The sequence below is a fragment of the Pseudomonas sp. SD17-1 genome (assembly GCF_029201585.1).
GTDB classification, from domain to species: Bacteria; Pseudomonadota; Gammaproteobacteria; order Pseudomonadales; family Pseudomonadaceae; genus Aquipseudomonas; species Aquipseudomonas palmensis.
The window spans coordinates 1,140,091-1,152,626 of record NZ_CP104044.1; the positions used below are offsets into that span (position 1 = coordinate 1,140,091).

Genomic DNA, 12,536 nt, shown 5'->3' on the forward strand with positions numbered 1-12,536 from the left:
GTGGGGGGCGCGGCGACAGCAGGGTGCCAGCACCACCACGCGCTCCACGGTAGGGACGCAGGCGGCGGGCGTGCAGGTAAGGAAGTGGGTGTGAGGCGTGGGAAAAATCTTGGTGTGGTGTCGTAATTTTCAAGCAGGTATCAGTGCCCCGCGTGCACCGATGAGCTCGGCGCCCGCAGGGACAGGCTAAACATCGCGTTGGGTGTCTATTGGCTGACGCTTACGCCGTAGAAGGCATTCAGGCCGAAGGGGCTGATCTTGAAGTCCTGCACGGTCTTGCGCATCGGCTGGTACACCGTGGAATGGGCGATCGGGGTGATCGGCACCTGCGCCTTGATGATGTGCTGCGCCTGCTTGTACAGCTCGGTGCGTCGGGCCTGGTCGGGGGTGGCCTTGGCCTGCTTGATCAGCGCGTCGTAGGCGGGGTCGCACCATTTGGAGAAGTTGTTGCCGTTCACCGCGTCGCAGCCGTAGAGGGTGCCCAGCCAGTTGTCCGGGTCGCCGTTGTCGCCGCTCCAGCCGATCAGCATGGCGCCGTTCTCACCGGCCTTGGCGCGCTTCATGTATTCGCCCCACTCGTAGCTGACGATGCTGGCCTTGATGCCGATCTTCGCCCAGTCGGCCTGGATCATCTCGGCCATGAGCCGGGCGTTGGGGTTGTAGGGGCGTTGCACCGGCATGGCCCACAGGGTGATCTCGGTGCCCTCCCTGACCCCGGCCTCCTGCACCAGCGCCTTGGCTTTGGCCGGGTCGTAGGGCACGTCCTTGATGGTGTCGTCGTAGCTCCACTGGGTGGGCGGCATGGCATTGACTGCCAGCTGCCCCGCGCCCTGGTACACCGCGTCGATGATCTGCTGCTTGTTCACCGCCATGTCCAGGGCCTGGCGCACCTTGAGCTGGGCCATGGGGTTGGGCGCGGTGGTGCCCTTGATCGGGTCGGTCACGTTGTAGGCGATGTAGCCCAGGTTGAAGCCGGCCTGGTGCGGCAGGTTCAGGTTGGGGTCCGCTTCCAGCGACTTGAGGTCGGCCGGGCGCGGGAACAGGGTGATCTGGCATTCGTTCTTCTTGAGCTTCTGCATGCGCACCGACGGGTCGGTGGTGATGGCGAAGATCAGGTTGTCGATCTTCACGTCCTGCGGTTGCCAGTAGGTCTTGTTGCCCTTGAAGCGGATCTGCGCGTCTTTCTGGTACTTGGCGAACACGAAGGGGCCGGTGCCGATCGGCTTCTGGTTGATGTCGGCAGGCTTGCCCTGCTTGAGCAGTTGCTCGGCGTATTCGGCGGACTGGATCGAGGCGAAGCTCATGGCCATGTTCTGGATGAACGCGGCGTCCACGCTGGCCAGGGTGAACCTGACCGTGTGTTCGTCGAGCTTTTCGAGCTTGACGATGTTCTTGTCCATGCCCATGTCGGTGAAGTAGGGGAACTCGGTGGGGTAGGCCTTGCGAAACGGCAGGTTCCTGTCGAGCATGCGGTTGAAGGTGAACAGCACGTCATCGGCGTTGAAGGGGCGGCTGGGCTTGAAGTAGTCGGTGCTGTGGAACTGCACGCCTTCGCGCAGGTGGAAGGTGTAGCTCAGGCCGTTGTCGCTGATGTCCCAGCGTGTGGCAAGCCCGGGGATCACCGCCGTACCGCCGCGTTCGAACTGGCTGAGGCGGTTGAAGATGGTCTCGGCCGAGGCGTCGAAGTCGGTACTGGTGGTGTACTGGCCTGGGTCGAAGCCCGCCGGGCTGCCCTCGGAGCAGAACACCAGGTTGCTGGCCGCATGGGCCAGCGGTGCGCCGGCCAGCAGGCCTGCGCCGAGCAGGTAGGGAAGGACCGCGTGTTTGAGCATTGTTGGCCTCATCGATGTCATTGGTGCGCCGGGCGGCCAGTGGGGCCGCTCGGCGGGCAGGGAGGCTGGCCTGTTGACCAGCGCGACCCTCAAACCATAGCTGACAGCGATGCAGGCGTTGCCCGCGGGTGAATCAGGGCATCAGCACTTCGATGGTGCCGTCGGCGCTGAGGCTGACCTGGCTGGTACCGGCTTCGATTTCCGGGCTTGGCGCGGCTTCGGCGTCCATGCTGGCCTTCATCATCATGGCGCCGCGGGCGTAGGGGTGCGGGTAGCCGCTGCTGTTGAGGTTCAGGTTGACCACCTTGTAGCCCTTGCCGCCGAGGGCTTCGGTGGTCAGCTGGGCGCGGGCCTTGAAGGCGTCGATGGCATCCTTGAGCAGGGCGTCTTCGCTGCTCTTGCGGGTGGCCGGGGCGATGGCGAAATCCATCCCGCCCATCTTCAGGTCCTGCAGCAGCTCGCCGGTGAGCTTGGACAGCGCCGGGAAGTTCGCGCTTTCCAGGCGCAGCTCGGCACGTTCGCGCCAGCCGGTGATCTTCTGGTTCTTGTTGTCGTAGATCGGGTAGCTGTTGCGGCTGTCCTGGCTGAGCTTGACGTCCTTGACCGCACGGGCCTTTTCCAGCGCCTTGTTCATGCTGGTGGTGATCTCGTTGGCCAGCTTGGCCGGGTCGGAGTTCTGCGCCTCGGTATACAGGGTCACGACCATCAGGTCGCGGGCGACTTCCTTGCTGGCTTCGGCGCGCAGTGAAACCTGGTTGTAGCGAGGCTCGTCGGCCAGTGCCGCAAAGCTGGCAAACAGGCCGGTCGCGAGGACGAGGGTGGTACTGGCGCGAGACACAGTGTGCATGGGCAACTCCTTGGAATTGAGGCGTGGCGGCGGTCGATCCCGACCACGCAGACCCCATCAGACTCGCACAAACCGACGAGGTTCAAAAAGCCATCATCGATGCCGGTGTGCCTGTGGCGCTTTGCCGCATTGCTGCAGCGCGGGGTGCAGCTTGGGTATACTCGCCACGATTCACCTGGAGCACTCATCAGGAGAGCTCATGCTCGCCCCCGTACTCATGCTGTCTGCCACACGTCAGAACCTCTGGCGCCTGACCTTCATCCGCACCCTGGTGCTGGCCGCCCAGGCCGGTTCGGTGGCGGTCGCCTACTGGACCGAACTGCTGCCACTGCCGTGGCTGGCGCTGAGCATCACCCTGGGGTTCTCCATGGTGCTGTGCGTGCTCACGGCCATCCGGCTGCGCACCTCGCTGCCGGTCACCGAGCTGGAGTATGCGGTGCAGCTGGCCTGCGACCTGCTGATCCACAGTGCGCTGCTGTATTTTTCCGGGGGCTCGACCAACCCCTTCGTGTCCTATTACCTGGTGCCCCTGGCGATTGCCGCGGTGACGCTGCCATGGCTGTATTCGCTGATTCTGTCGGGCATTGCGCTGGTGGCCTACACCCTGCTGCTGGTGCAGTACTTCCCGCTCGAAACCTTCCCCATGGCCCGCGAGAAGATGCAGATCTACGGCATGTGGCTGAGTTTTGCCCTGGCCGCCGGGGTGATCACCTTCTTTGCCGCCAAGATGGCCGAAGAGCTGCGTCGCCAGCAGCAGTTCCAGGCCCAGCGCCGCGAGGAAGGCCTGCGCGACCAGCAACTGCTGGCCGTGGCCACCCAGGCCGCCGGTGCCGCCCATGAGCTGGGTACGCCGCTGGCGACCATGAGCGTGCTGATCAACGAGATGCGCCAGGACCACACCGACCCGCTGCTGCAGGAAGACCTGGAGACGCTGCAGGAGCAGGTCAAGCAGTGCAAGCACACCTTGCAGAACCTGGTGCGCGCCGCCGAGGCCAACCGGCGCATGGCGGTGCAGGAGCAGGAGGCGAGCTTCTGGCTGGACGAGGCGCTCAACCGCTGGCACCTGATGCGCCCCGAGGCCAGCTATCGCTTCCAGCGCCTGGGCCAGGGTACGGTGCCGCGCCTGGCGCCGCCGCCGGACCTGACCCAGGCCCTGCTGAACCTGTTGAACAATGCAGCCGATGCCTGCCCCAATGACCTGGAGGTGTACCTGGACTGGGACGCCGAGGACATCGTGATCAGCATTCGCGACCATGGCCCCGGCGTGCCGGTGGCGATCGCCGAGCAGATCGGCAAACCCTTCTTTACCACCAAGGGCAAGGGCTTCGGCCTGGGCCTGTTCTTGAGCAAGGCCAGCGTGACCCGTGCTGGCGGCTCTGTAAAACTCTATAGTCATGAGGAAGGCGGTACGCTCACCGAGCTGCGCCTGCCGCGTGACGCGCGAGGAGACGTGTGATGAGTGATGAAATTCAGGCTGAAGGCGAAGAGCTGCCGCACCTGCTGCTGGTGGATGACGACGCCACGTTTACCCGGGTGATGGCCCGGGCCATGAGCCGGCGCGGGTTTCGCGTGAGCACGGCGGGTTCTGCCGAAGAGGGCCTGCAGATTGCCCAGCAGGACGTGCCGGACTACGCCACGCTGGACCTGAAGATGGAGGGCGACTCCGGGCTGGTGCTGCTGCCCAAGCTGCTGGAACTGGACCCGGAGATGCGCGTGGTGATCCTCACCGGCTATTCGAGCATTGCCACCGCGGTGGAGGCGATCAAGCGCGGCGCCTGCAATTACCTGTGCAAGCCGGCCGATGCCGACGACGTGCTGGCGGCGCTGGCGTCCGAGCACGCCGACCTGGACACGCTGGTACCGGAAAACCCGATGTCGGTGGACCGCCTGCAGTGGGAGCACATCCAGCGTGTGCTGACCGAGCATGAGGGCAATATCTCGGCCACGGCGCGGGCGCTGGGCATGCACCGGCGTACCCTGCAGCGCAAATTGCAGAAGCGCCCGGTTCGGCGCTGAACCTCAGGGCCTCTTCGCCGGCAAGGCCGGCGAAGAGGCTGCATGGCAGCCCCAAGGTTGACGTATGATTAGCTCCCTAACGACGCCGACGGGACCACCTGCATGCTCGCCCTTTTTCTCCAGACCCTGAACATCACCGCGCCGGTGTTCGCGATGATGTTCATGGGCGTGCTGCTGCGCCGCATCAACGCCATCAACGACAGCTTCATCCAGACCGCCTCGGCCCTGGTGTTCAACGTGAGCATGCCGGCGCTGCTGTTTCTGGGCATCTACCACGCCGATCTCGAGGCGGCGGTCCAACCCTCGCTGCTGCTGTACTTCACCGTCGCCACCCTGGGCAGTTTCGGCCTGGCCTGGCTGATCGCGATCTGGCGCTGCCCCCGTGAAGATCGCGGCATCTACGCCCAGGGCGGCTTTCGCGGCAACAATGCGGTCATCGGCCTGGCGCTGGCCGGGAGCATGTACGGCGATCATGGCATCTCCATCGGCGCGGTGCTGGCCGGGCTGGTGATCCTGCTCTACAACTCGCTGTCGGCCGTGGTGCTGGCGGTGTACAGCCCGACCATCAAGTCCGACCCCTGGAGCATCCTCAAGAGCATCCTGCGCAACCCGCTGATCATCAGTGTGCTGGTGGCCGGCGTGCTGGCGTATGCCAAGGTGGGGCTGCCCAACTGGCTGCTGACCTCCGGTGACTACCTGGCGCAGATGACCCTGCCGCTGGCGCTGATCTGCATCGGCGGCACGCTGTCGATGGCCTCGTTGCACGCCAGCGGGCGCATGGCGCTGAGTGCCAGCCTGGTGAAGATGGTGTGGCTGCCGCTGCTGGCCACCTTCGGCGCCTGGCTATGCGGCTTTCGCGGCGCGGAGCTGGGGGTGCTGTTCCTGTACATCGCCAGCCCCACCGCCGCGTCCAGCTACGTGATGGCGCGCGCGGCCAACGGCAATCACCAGCTGGCCGCCTCGATCATCGTGATTACCACGCTGATGGCCGCAGTTACGACGAATATCGGCATATTTATCTTGCAGTGGGGCGGCTGGATCTAGATCCTGTCGCCCACACTCAAAATAACGGCCTCCCTGCCTGAGGACACTTCATGCAAGACCAGATCACGCCCGAGCGTTTGCATCGCGGCCTGAAGAACCGTCACATCCAGTTGATCGCGCTGGGCGGCGCCATCGGCACCGGGTTGTTCCTGGGCATCGCCCAGACCATCCAGATGGCAGGCCCTGCCGTGCTGCTGGGCTACGCCATCGCCGGCCTGATGGCCTTTTTCATCATGCGCCAGCTGGGTGAGATGGTGGTCGAGGAACCGGTGGCGGGCAGCTTCAGCCACTTTGCGCACCGCTACTGGAACGAGTTCGCCGGCTTCGTCTCGGGCTGGAACTACTGGGTGGTCTATGTGCTGGTGGGCATGGCCGAGCTGACGGCGGTGGGTATCTACGTGCAGTACTGGTGGCCGGACTTCCCCACCTGGGCCACTGCAGCGATCTTCTTCGTGGCGATCAACCTGATCAACCTCACCCAGGTCAAGGTGTACGGCGAGCTGGAGTTCTGGTTCGCGCTGGTCAAGGTGATCGCCATCGTCAGCATGATCGGCTTCGGCGCCTGGCTACTGGCCAGCGGCAGCGGCGGGCCGGATGCCAGCGTGGCCAACCTGTGGCAGTACGGCGGGTTCTTCCCCAATGGCATCACCGGGCTGGTGATGGCGATGGCGGTGATCATGTTCTCCTTCGGCGGGCTGGAGCTGGTCGGCATCACCGCGGCCGAGGCGGACAACCCGCGCTACAGCATTCCACGCGCGACCAACCAGGTGGTGTACCGCATCCTGATCTTCTACATCGGCGCACTGGCAGTGCTGCTGTCGCTGTACCCCTGGCAGAAGGTGGTGCAGGGCGGCAGCCCGTTCGTGATGATCTTCCACAACCTGGACAGCAACCTGGTGGCCACCATTCTCAACGTGGTGGTGCTGACTGCCGCGCTGTCGGTGTACAACAGCTGCGTGTACTGCAACAGCCGCATGCTGTTCGGCCTGGCCAGCCAGGGTGATGCGCCGCGGGCATTGCTCAAGATCAACCGTCGTGGCGTGCCGCTGGCGGCGCTGGGCGTATCGGCGGTGGCCACCGGCCTGTGCGTGCTGATCAACTACCTGATGCCGGGCGAAGCCTTCGGCCTGCTGATGGCGCTGGCGGTGTCGGCACTGGTGATCAACTGGGCGAGCATCAGCATCACCCACCTGAAGTTTCGCAAGGCCAAGATCGCTGCCGGCGAGTCGACCTTCTACAAGAGCTGGGGGCACCCGGTCACCAACTACCTGTGCCTGGCGTTCATCGTGCTGATTCTGGTGGTGATGTACCTGACCCCGCCGATCCGCATCTCGGTACTGCTGATTCCGGCCTGGATCGCCACCCTGGGCGTGGCGTTCTGGCTCAAGAAGAAGGGGCAGAAGGCCGCCGCCGTCGCCGGCTGACGGCCCTGCGGGGTGATCGGTCAGCCCTGCTGGTAGCTGTCGATCACTTCCTGGGCGGCGCGAAACGCATCGATCGCCGCCGGTACGCCGGCGTACACGGCGCAATGCAGCAACGCCTCGCGAATCTCTTCCACCGTACAGCCGTTGTTCAGGGCGCCACGCACGTGGCCCTTGAGCTCCTGCGGGCACTTGAGCGCGGTCAGCGCCGCCAGGGTGATCAGGCTGCGGGTTTTCAGCGGCAGGCCTTCGCGGCTCCACACGCTGCCCCAGGCGTGCTCGTTGACGAACGCCTGCAGCGGCTCGGTGAACTCGGTGGCATTGCCCAGTGCACGGTCCACGAATGCATCGCCCATGACCTGGCGGCGAACCTGTTCGCCGGTTTTGTTGCTCTCGCCCATGTTGTTTTCCTTAGTGTTGGCGGCGCCAGGCGCGCACGGTGGTGTACATCAGCACCACCGCCAGCGTCGGCAGGACATAAAGCAGCATCAGCTGCTCCAGACGGTTGGCCAGCGGCATGCCGGTGGTGAAGGCCACCACGTGCAGACCATAGGCCAGGTAAAGACACAGGAACACCAGACCTTCGGCGCGGGTGACGCGGTAGCCGGAATAGAACACCGGCAGGGTCAGCACGGCCACGCCGAGCATCACCGGCAGGTCGAAGGCCAGCGCGTTGGGCGAGATCGACAGCGGCACCGGGGCCACCAGCGCGGTCAGCCCGAGCACCGCCAGCAGGTTGAACAGGTTGCTGCCGATCACGTTGCCCACGGCGATTTCACGCTCGCCGCGCAAGGCGGCGATCAGCGAGGTGGCCAGCTCCGGCAGCGAGGTGCATACCGCCACCACGGTCAGGCCGATCACCCGCTCCGACAGGCCCAGGTCGACGGCCACTTCCACTGCTGCCTCCAGCAACAGGTGCCCGGCCAGGCTCAGCAGGCCCAGGCCGGTGAGCATCAGTGCCAGGGTGCCGAACCAGAAGCCGACGCCACGCTGCGGCCGCGGGCCGGGGGCGGGGTAGGTGCGTGCGTGGTGGCGTGACTGGTGCCACAGGATGGCCAGGTAGGCAACCAGCCCGAGCAGCAGCAGGGCGCCTTCGAGGCGGCCGATGCGTTCGTCCAGGGCCAGCAGGTACACCAGCAGGCTGGCGCCGATCATCAGCGGGATGTCCAGGCGTACCAGTTGCCGCGAAACGCGCAGGGGGATGATCAGAGCGGCCAGGCCCAGGGTGACCAGCACGTTGAAGATGTTGCTGCCGATCACGCTGCCCACCGCCACGTCGGGTGCGCCGGTGTAGGCCGCCTGCAGGCTCACGGTCAGTTGCGGGGCGCTGCTGCCGAAGGCCACCAGGCTCAGGCCGATGATCAGCGGACGCACCTGCAGGCTGGCGGCCAGGCGCAGGGCGGCGCGCACCAGCAGTTCGGCGCCGGTGATCAGCAGCAGCAGGCCCAGGGCCAGTTGCAGCAGGCTGAAGGTGGGTAAAGCGGCCAGGTCGAAAATGGTCGTGCTCCGAAGCAGGGTCAGTTGCTGAGACTTTGTACCCGTACCCGCGCGGTTCCGCTACGGAGCATGCCCAGTTGGTCGGCGGCGGCGCGTGACAGGTCGATGAGTCGACCCCGGGTATGCGGGCCGCGGTCGTTGATGCGTACCACGACGCGGCGGTCGTTGGCGAGGTTGGTGACCTGCACGCGGGTGCCGAAGGGCAGGCTGCGATGGGCGGCGGTCAGGCCGTGCTGGTCGAAGGGTTCGCCACTGGCGGTGCGTTTGCCGTGATGGCGGGAACCGTAATAGGAGGCAGTGCCGGTCTGGTCGTAACCGCGGGGGTCGAGGGTGTGGCTGGCACAGCCGGCGAGCAGGGTGAAAAGCGCGAGCAGTGCGCTGAGGGGACGCCACATGTATCCGGTTACTCCGTGGTGTGGCCTTCGCCGGCAACGCCGGCTCCTGCAGGGATTGGTGCGTCCTTGTAGGAGCCGGCGTTGCCGGCGAATGCAGGCGACGCGGTTCAGCCTTCGAGCTTGCTCTTGAGCAATTGGTTCACCTGTTGCGGGTTGGCCTTGCCCTTGGACGCCTTCATCGCCTGGCCGACGAAGAAGCCGAACATCTTGCCGCGCTTGGCCTCGTCCGCCGCGCGGTACTGCTCGACCTGCTCGGCGTTGGCCGCCAGCACTTCGTCCAGCACCTTCTCGATCGCGCCGGTGTCGGTCACCTGTTTCAGGCCTTCTGCCTCGATGATCTGGTCGGCATCGCCTTCACCGGCGGCCATCTTCTCGAACACCACCTTGGCGATCTTGCCGCTGATGGTGTTGTCCAGAATGCGCTGCAGCATGCCGCCCAGTTGCGCGGCGCTGACCGGCGCCTGGTCGATCTCCAGGCCCAGCTTGTTCAGCAGGCTGCCCAGCTCGACCATGACCCAGTTGGCCGCCAGCTTGGCATCGCCACACACACCGACCACCTGCTCGAAGTAGTCGGCCTGCTCGCGGCTGGAGGCCAGCACGTTGGCGTCGTAGGCCGACAGGCCGAACTGGCTCTGGAAGCGCTCGCGCTTCTGCGGCGGCAGTTCGGGCAGGGTGGCGCGGATGGCGTCGAGGAACGCCGGTTCGATGACCACCGGCAGCAGGTCCGGGTCGGGGAAGTAACGGTAGTCGTTGGCCTCCTCCTTGCTGCGCATGGAGCGGGTCTCGTCCTTGTTCGGGTCGTACAGGCGGGTTTCCTGGATCACCCGGCCGCCATCCTCGATCAGTTCGATCTGGCGCTGCACCTCGGTGTTGATCGCCTTCTCGATGAAGCGGAACGAGTTGACGTTCTTGATCTCGCAGCGGGTGCCGAACTCGACCTGGCCCTTGGGCCGGATCGACACGTTGCAGTCGCAGCGCAGCGAGCCCTCGGCCATGTTGCCGTCGCAGATGCCCAGGTAGCGCACCAGTGCGTGGATCGCCTTGACGTAGGCCACGGCTTCCTTGGCGCTGCGCATTTCCGGCTCGGAGACGATTTCCAGCAGCGGCGTGCCGGCGCGGTTCAGGTCGATGCCGGTGGCGCCGCTGAAGTCTTCGTGCAGGCTCTTGCCGGCGTCTTCCTCCAGGTGTGCGCGGGTGATGCCGATGCGCTTGACGGTGCCGTCTTCAAGGGCGATGTCCAGGTAGCCCTTGCCGACGATCGGCAGCTCCATCTGGCTGATCTGGTAGCCCTTGGGCAGGTCGGGGTAGAAGTAGTTCTTGCGCGCGAACACGTTGTGCTCGCCGATTTCGGCGTCGATCGCCAGGCCGAACATGCAGGCCATGCGCACGGCTTCTTCGTTGAGCACCGGCAGTACGCCGGGCATGCCCAGGTCGATCAGGCTGGCCTGGGTGTTCGGCTCGGAGCCGAACGTGGTGGCGCTGCCGGAGAAAATCTTCGACTGGGTGGCGAGCTGGGTATGAATTTCCAGCCCGATCACAACTTCCCATTGCATGTGTCTGTCCCTCAGAAGCCGGTAGGTGCGCGGGTGTGCCAATCAGTCACTTGCTGATAGCGGTGCGCGACGTTGAGCAGGCGGCCTTCCTGGAAATACGGGGCCAGCAGTTGCACGCCGACCGGCAGGCCGTCGACAAAACCGGCCGGCATCGACAGGCCTGGCAGGCCGGCGAGGTTGGCGGTGATGGTGTAGACGTCTTCCAGGTAGGCGGCGACCGGGTCGCTGTTCTTGGCGCCAAGCTTCCAGGCCGGGTTGGGCGTGGTCGGGCCGAGAATCACGTCGACCTCTTCGAAGGCGGCCATGAAGTCGTTCTTGATCAGGCGGCGGATCTTCTGCGCCTGCAGGTAGTAGGCATCGTAGTAGCCGGCCGACAGCGCGTAGGCGCCGACCATGATGCGCCGCTGCACCTCGGGGCCGAAGCCTTCACCGCGTGAACGCTTGTACAGGTCGGTGAGGTCCTTGGGGTCTTCGCAGCGGTAGCCGAAGCGCACGCCGTCGAAACGCGAGAGGTTGGACGAGGCTTCGGCCGGGGCGATGACGTAGTACGCAGGGATCGCGTGCTGCATGTTCGGCAGGCTGATCTGCTTGACCACCGCGCCGAGCTTTTCCAGCTCCTTGACGCTGGCCTGGATCAGGTCGGCGATGCGCGGGTCCAGGCCGGCACCGAAGTATTCCTTCGGCAGGCCGATGCGCAGGCCCTGCAGCGAGGCGTTGAGCGGGGCGCTGTAGTCGGGCACCGGCTCGTCGATGCTGGTGGAGTCCTTGGCGTCGAAACCGGCCATGGCCTGCAGCAGCAGCGCGCAGTCTTCGGCGGTACGCGCCAGCGGGCCACCCTGGTCGAGGCTGGAGGCGTAGGCAATCATGCCCCAGCGCGACACGCGACCGTAGGTCGGCTTGAGGCCGGTGAGGTTGGTCAGCGCCGCCGGCTGGCGGATCGAACCGCCGGTGTCGGTGCCGGTGGTGGCCGGCAGCAGGCGCGCGGCCACGGCGGCGGCCGAACCGCCGGACGAACCGCCCGGCACGTGTTCGAGGTTCCACGGGTTCTTCACCGCGCCGTAGTGGCTGGATTCGTTGGCCGAACCCATGGCGAACTCGTCCATGTTGGTCTTGCCCAGGGTGACCATGCCGGCCTCGGCCAGCTTGCTGACCACGGTGGCGTCATACGGCGAGACGAAGTTGTCGAGCATCTTCGAGCCGCAGCTGGTGCGCACGCCCTGGGTGCAGAACAGGTCCTTGTGGGCGATGGGGGCGCCCAGCAGGGCGCCGGTTTCACCGCCAGCACGGCGGGCGTCGGCGGCACGCGCCTGGTCCAGGGCCAGGTCTTCGGTGACGCTGATGAAACTGTTGATTTGCGGGTCGAGCTGCTGGATGCGCGCCAGCAGCGTGCGGGTCAGCTCTTCGGCAGAAAAGGCTTTGTCGGCGAGTCCGCGGGCGATCTCGGCCAGGGTCAGTTGATGCATGGCAGGCTCTATTCCCTTACTCGATGACTTTAGGAACCAGGTACAGGCCGCTTTCGGTCGCCGGGGCGATGGCCTGGTAGCTGTCTCTCTGGTTACTTTCTGTTACCACGTCGGCACGCAGGCGCTGACGGGCTTCAAGGGGGTGGGCCAATGGCTCGATGCCAGTGGTGTCGACCGCTTGCATCTGGTCGACCAAACCCAGAATACTGTTCAAGGCATCGGTAGTGCGCGGAAGATCGGCTTCATTGAGGCCCAGGCGGGCCAGGTGAGCGATCTTTTCCACGTCGCAGCGTTCAAGCGCCATGGGGATCTCCAGGGGAAAACAAAAAACGGAATTGGTCCGCGAATGAGGAACATGCTGGCAGATTTACGGTCATAAGGCCGCGATTGTGTGCTGGCTTGCTCGGAAAAACTGCCAATTTAACATATTGGCGCCTTGCCCAAAATCCCCGCCGTTGTTAGAGTTTG

General features: G+C 65.2%; 12 protein-coding genes. 4 read left to right on the plus strand and 8 right to left on the minus strand.

All coding sequences use genetic code 11. The features are described from left to right. Positions 1-206: 206 nt before the first annotated feature. Positions 207-1,832: an ABC transporter substrate-binding protein gene (locus N0B28_RS05035; protein WP_275730700.1), complete on the minus strand. Its 1,626-nt coding sequence runs from the start codon at positions 1,830-1,832 to the stop codon at positions 207-209. Positions 1,833-1,965: 133 nt separating this feature from the next. Then, positions 1,966-2,679: an SIMPL domain-containing protein gene (locus N0B28_RS05040; protein WP_078479968.1), complete on the minus strand. Its 714-nt coding sequence runs from the start codon at positions 2,677-2,679 to the stop codon at positions 1,966-1,968. Positions 2,680-2,878: 199 nt separating this feature from the next. Here N0B28_RS05040 and N0B28_RS05045 point away from each other — a divergent pair, with 199 nt between their 5' ends. From N0B28_RS05045 to N0B28_RS05060, 4 genes are all read left to right on the plus strand, one after another. Further along, on the plus strand, positions 2,879-4,135 hold the full coding sequence (locus N0B28_RS05045) for an ATP-binding protein (RefSeq protein ID WP_054916388.1): 1,257 nt from the start codon (positions 2,879-2,881) through the stop codon (positions 4,133-4,135). Beyond that, positions 4,135-4,695, plus strand: a complete 561-nt coding sequence (locus N0B28_RS05050; RefSeq protein ID WP_043862485.1) for a response regulator transcription factor — start codon at positions 4,135-4,137, stop codon at positions 4,693-4,695. The genes N0B28_RS05045 and N0B28_RS05050 overlap by 1 nt, the downstream gene beginning before the upstream one ends. Positions 4,696-4,797: 102 nt before the next feature. Then, positions 4,798-5,739 carry an AEC family transporter gene (locus N0B28_RS05055; protein ID WP_054916387.1) on the plus strand — a complete coding sequence of 314 codons (942 nt, stop codon included), beginning with the start codon at positions 4,798-4,800 and terminating at the stop codon, positions 5,737-5,739. A 50-nt stretch (positions 5,740-5,789) separates the two neighbouring features. Further along, positions 5,790-7,163, plus strand: coding sequence for an amino acid permease (locus N0B28_RS05060; RefSeq protein WP_043862483.1), 1,374 nt, complete (start codon positions 5,790-5,792; stop codon positions 7,161-7,163). Positions 7,164-7,183: 20 nt separating this feature from the next. Here the strand turns inward: N0B28_RS05060 and N0B28_RS05065 are convergent, their stop codons facing one another. The 6 genes from N0B28_RS05065 to gatC all read right to left on the minus strand — a co-directional run bounded on the left by N0B28_RS05065 (position 7,184) and on the right by gatC (position 12,372). Further along, positions 7,184-7,561: a carboxymuconolactone decarboxylase family protein gene (locus N0B28_RS05065; protein WP_043862482.1), complete on the minus strand. Its 378-nt coding sequence runs from the start codon at positions 7,559-7,561 to the stop codon at positions 7,184-7,186. Positions 7,562-7,571: 10 nt separating this feature from the next. Next, positions 7,572-8,615, minus strand: coding sequence for a calcium/sodium antiporter (locus N0B28_RS05070; protein ID WP_043862481.1), 1,044 nt, complete (start codon positions 8,613-8,615; stop codon positions 7,572-7,574). 62 nt (positions 8,616-8,677) lie between these two features. Beyond that, positions 8,678-9,052: a septal ring lytic transglycosylase RlpA family protein gene (locus N0B28_RS05075; protein WP_043862480.1), complete on the minus strand. Its 375-nt coding sequence runs from the start codon at positions 9,050-9,052 to the stop codon at positions 8,678-8,680. A gap of 107 nt (positions 9,053-9,159) precedes the next feature. Then, positions 9,160-10,605: an Asp-tRNA(Asn)/Glu-tRNA(Gln) amidotransferase subunit GatB gene (gene gatB / locus N0B28_RS05080; protein WP_054916385.1), complete on the minus strand. Its 1,446-nt coding sequence runs from the start codon at positions 10,603-10,605 to the stop codon at positions 9,160-9,162. An 11-nt stretch (positions 10,606-10,616) separates the two neighbouring features. Next, complete coding sequence (gene gatA / locus N0B28_RS05085) at positions 10,617-12,068, minus strand: Asp-tRNA(Asn)/Glu-tRNA(Gln) amidotransferase subunit GatA (RefSeq protein ID WP_043862478.1); 1,452 nt, start codon at positions 12,066-12,068, stop codon at positions 10,617-10,619. Positions 12,069-12,084: 16 nt separating this feature from the next. Beyond that, positions 12,085-12,372, minus strand: coding sequence for an Asp-tRNA(Asn)/Glu-tRNA(Gln) amidotransferase subunit GatC (gatC, locus tag N0B28_RS05090; RefSeq protein WP_043862477.1), 288 nt, complete (start codon positions 12,370-12,372; stop codon positions 12,085-12,087). Between the last annotated feature and the right edge of the window lie 164 nt (positions 12,373-12,536).

What these genes read in the sequence shown, in the direction of transcription:
- N0B28_RS05065 (WP_043862482.1), bottom strand. Translation starts at nt 7,561, where the DNA reads ATGGGCGAGAGCAACAAAACCGGCGAACAGGTTCGCCGCCAGGTCATG.
- N0B28_RS05040 (WP_078479968.1), bottom strand. Translation starts at nt 2,679, where the DNA reads ATGCACACTGTGTCTCGCGCCAGTACCACCCTCGTCCTCGCGACCGGC.
- gatA (WP_043862478.1), bottom strand. Translation starts at nt 12,068, where the DNA reads ATGCATCAACTGACCCTGGCCGAGATCGCCCGCGGACTCGCCGACAAA.
- N0B28_RS05045 (WP_054916388.1), top strand. Translation starts at nt 2,879, where the DNA reads ATGCTCGCCCCCGTACTCATGCTGTCTGCCACACGTCAGAACCTCTGG.
- N0B28_RS05050 (WP_043862485.1), top strand. Translation starts at nt 4,135, where the DNA reads ATGAGTGATGAAATTCAGGCTGAAGGCGAAGAGCTGCCGCACCTGCTG.
- gatC (WP_043862477.1), bottom strand. Translation starts at nt 12,372, where the DNA reads ATGGCGCTTGAACGCTGCGACGTGGAAAAGATCGCTCACCTGGCCCGC.
- N0B28_RS05060 (WP_043862483.1), top strand. Translation starts at nt 5,790, where the DNA reads ATGCAAGACCAGATCACGCCCGAGCGTTTGCATCGCGGCCTGAAGAAC.
- N0B28_RS05055 (WP_054916387.1), top strand. Translation starts at nt 4,798, where the DNA reads ATGCTCGCCCTTTTTCTCCAGACCCTGAACATCACCGCGCCGGTGTTC.
- gatB (WP_054916385.1), bottom strand. Translation starts at nt 10,605, where the DNA reads ATGCAATGGGAAGTTGTGATCGGGCTGGAAATTCATACCCAGCTCGCC.
- N0B28_RS05075 (WP_043862480.1), bottom strand. Translation starts at nt 9,052, where the DNA reads ATGTGGCGTCCCCTCAGCGCACTGCTCGCGCTTTTCACCCTGCTCGCC.
- N0B28_RS05035 (WP_275730700.1), bottom strand. Translation starts at nt 1,832, where the DNA reads ATGCTCAAACACGCGGTCCTTCCCTACCTGCTCGGCGCAGGCCTGCTG.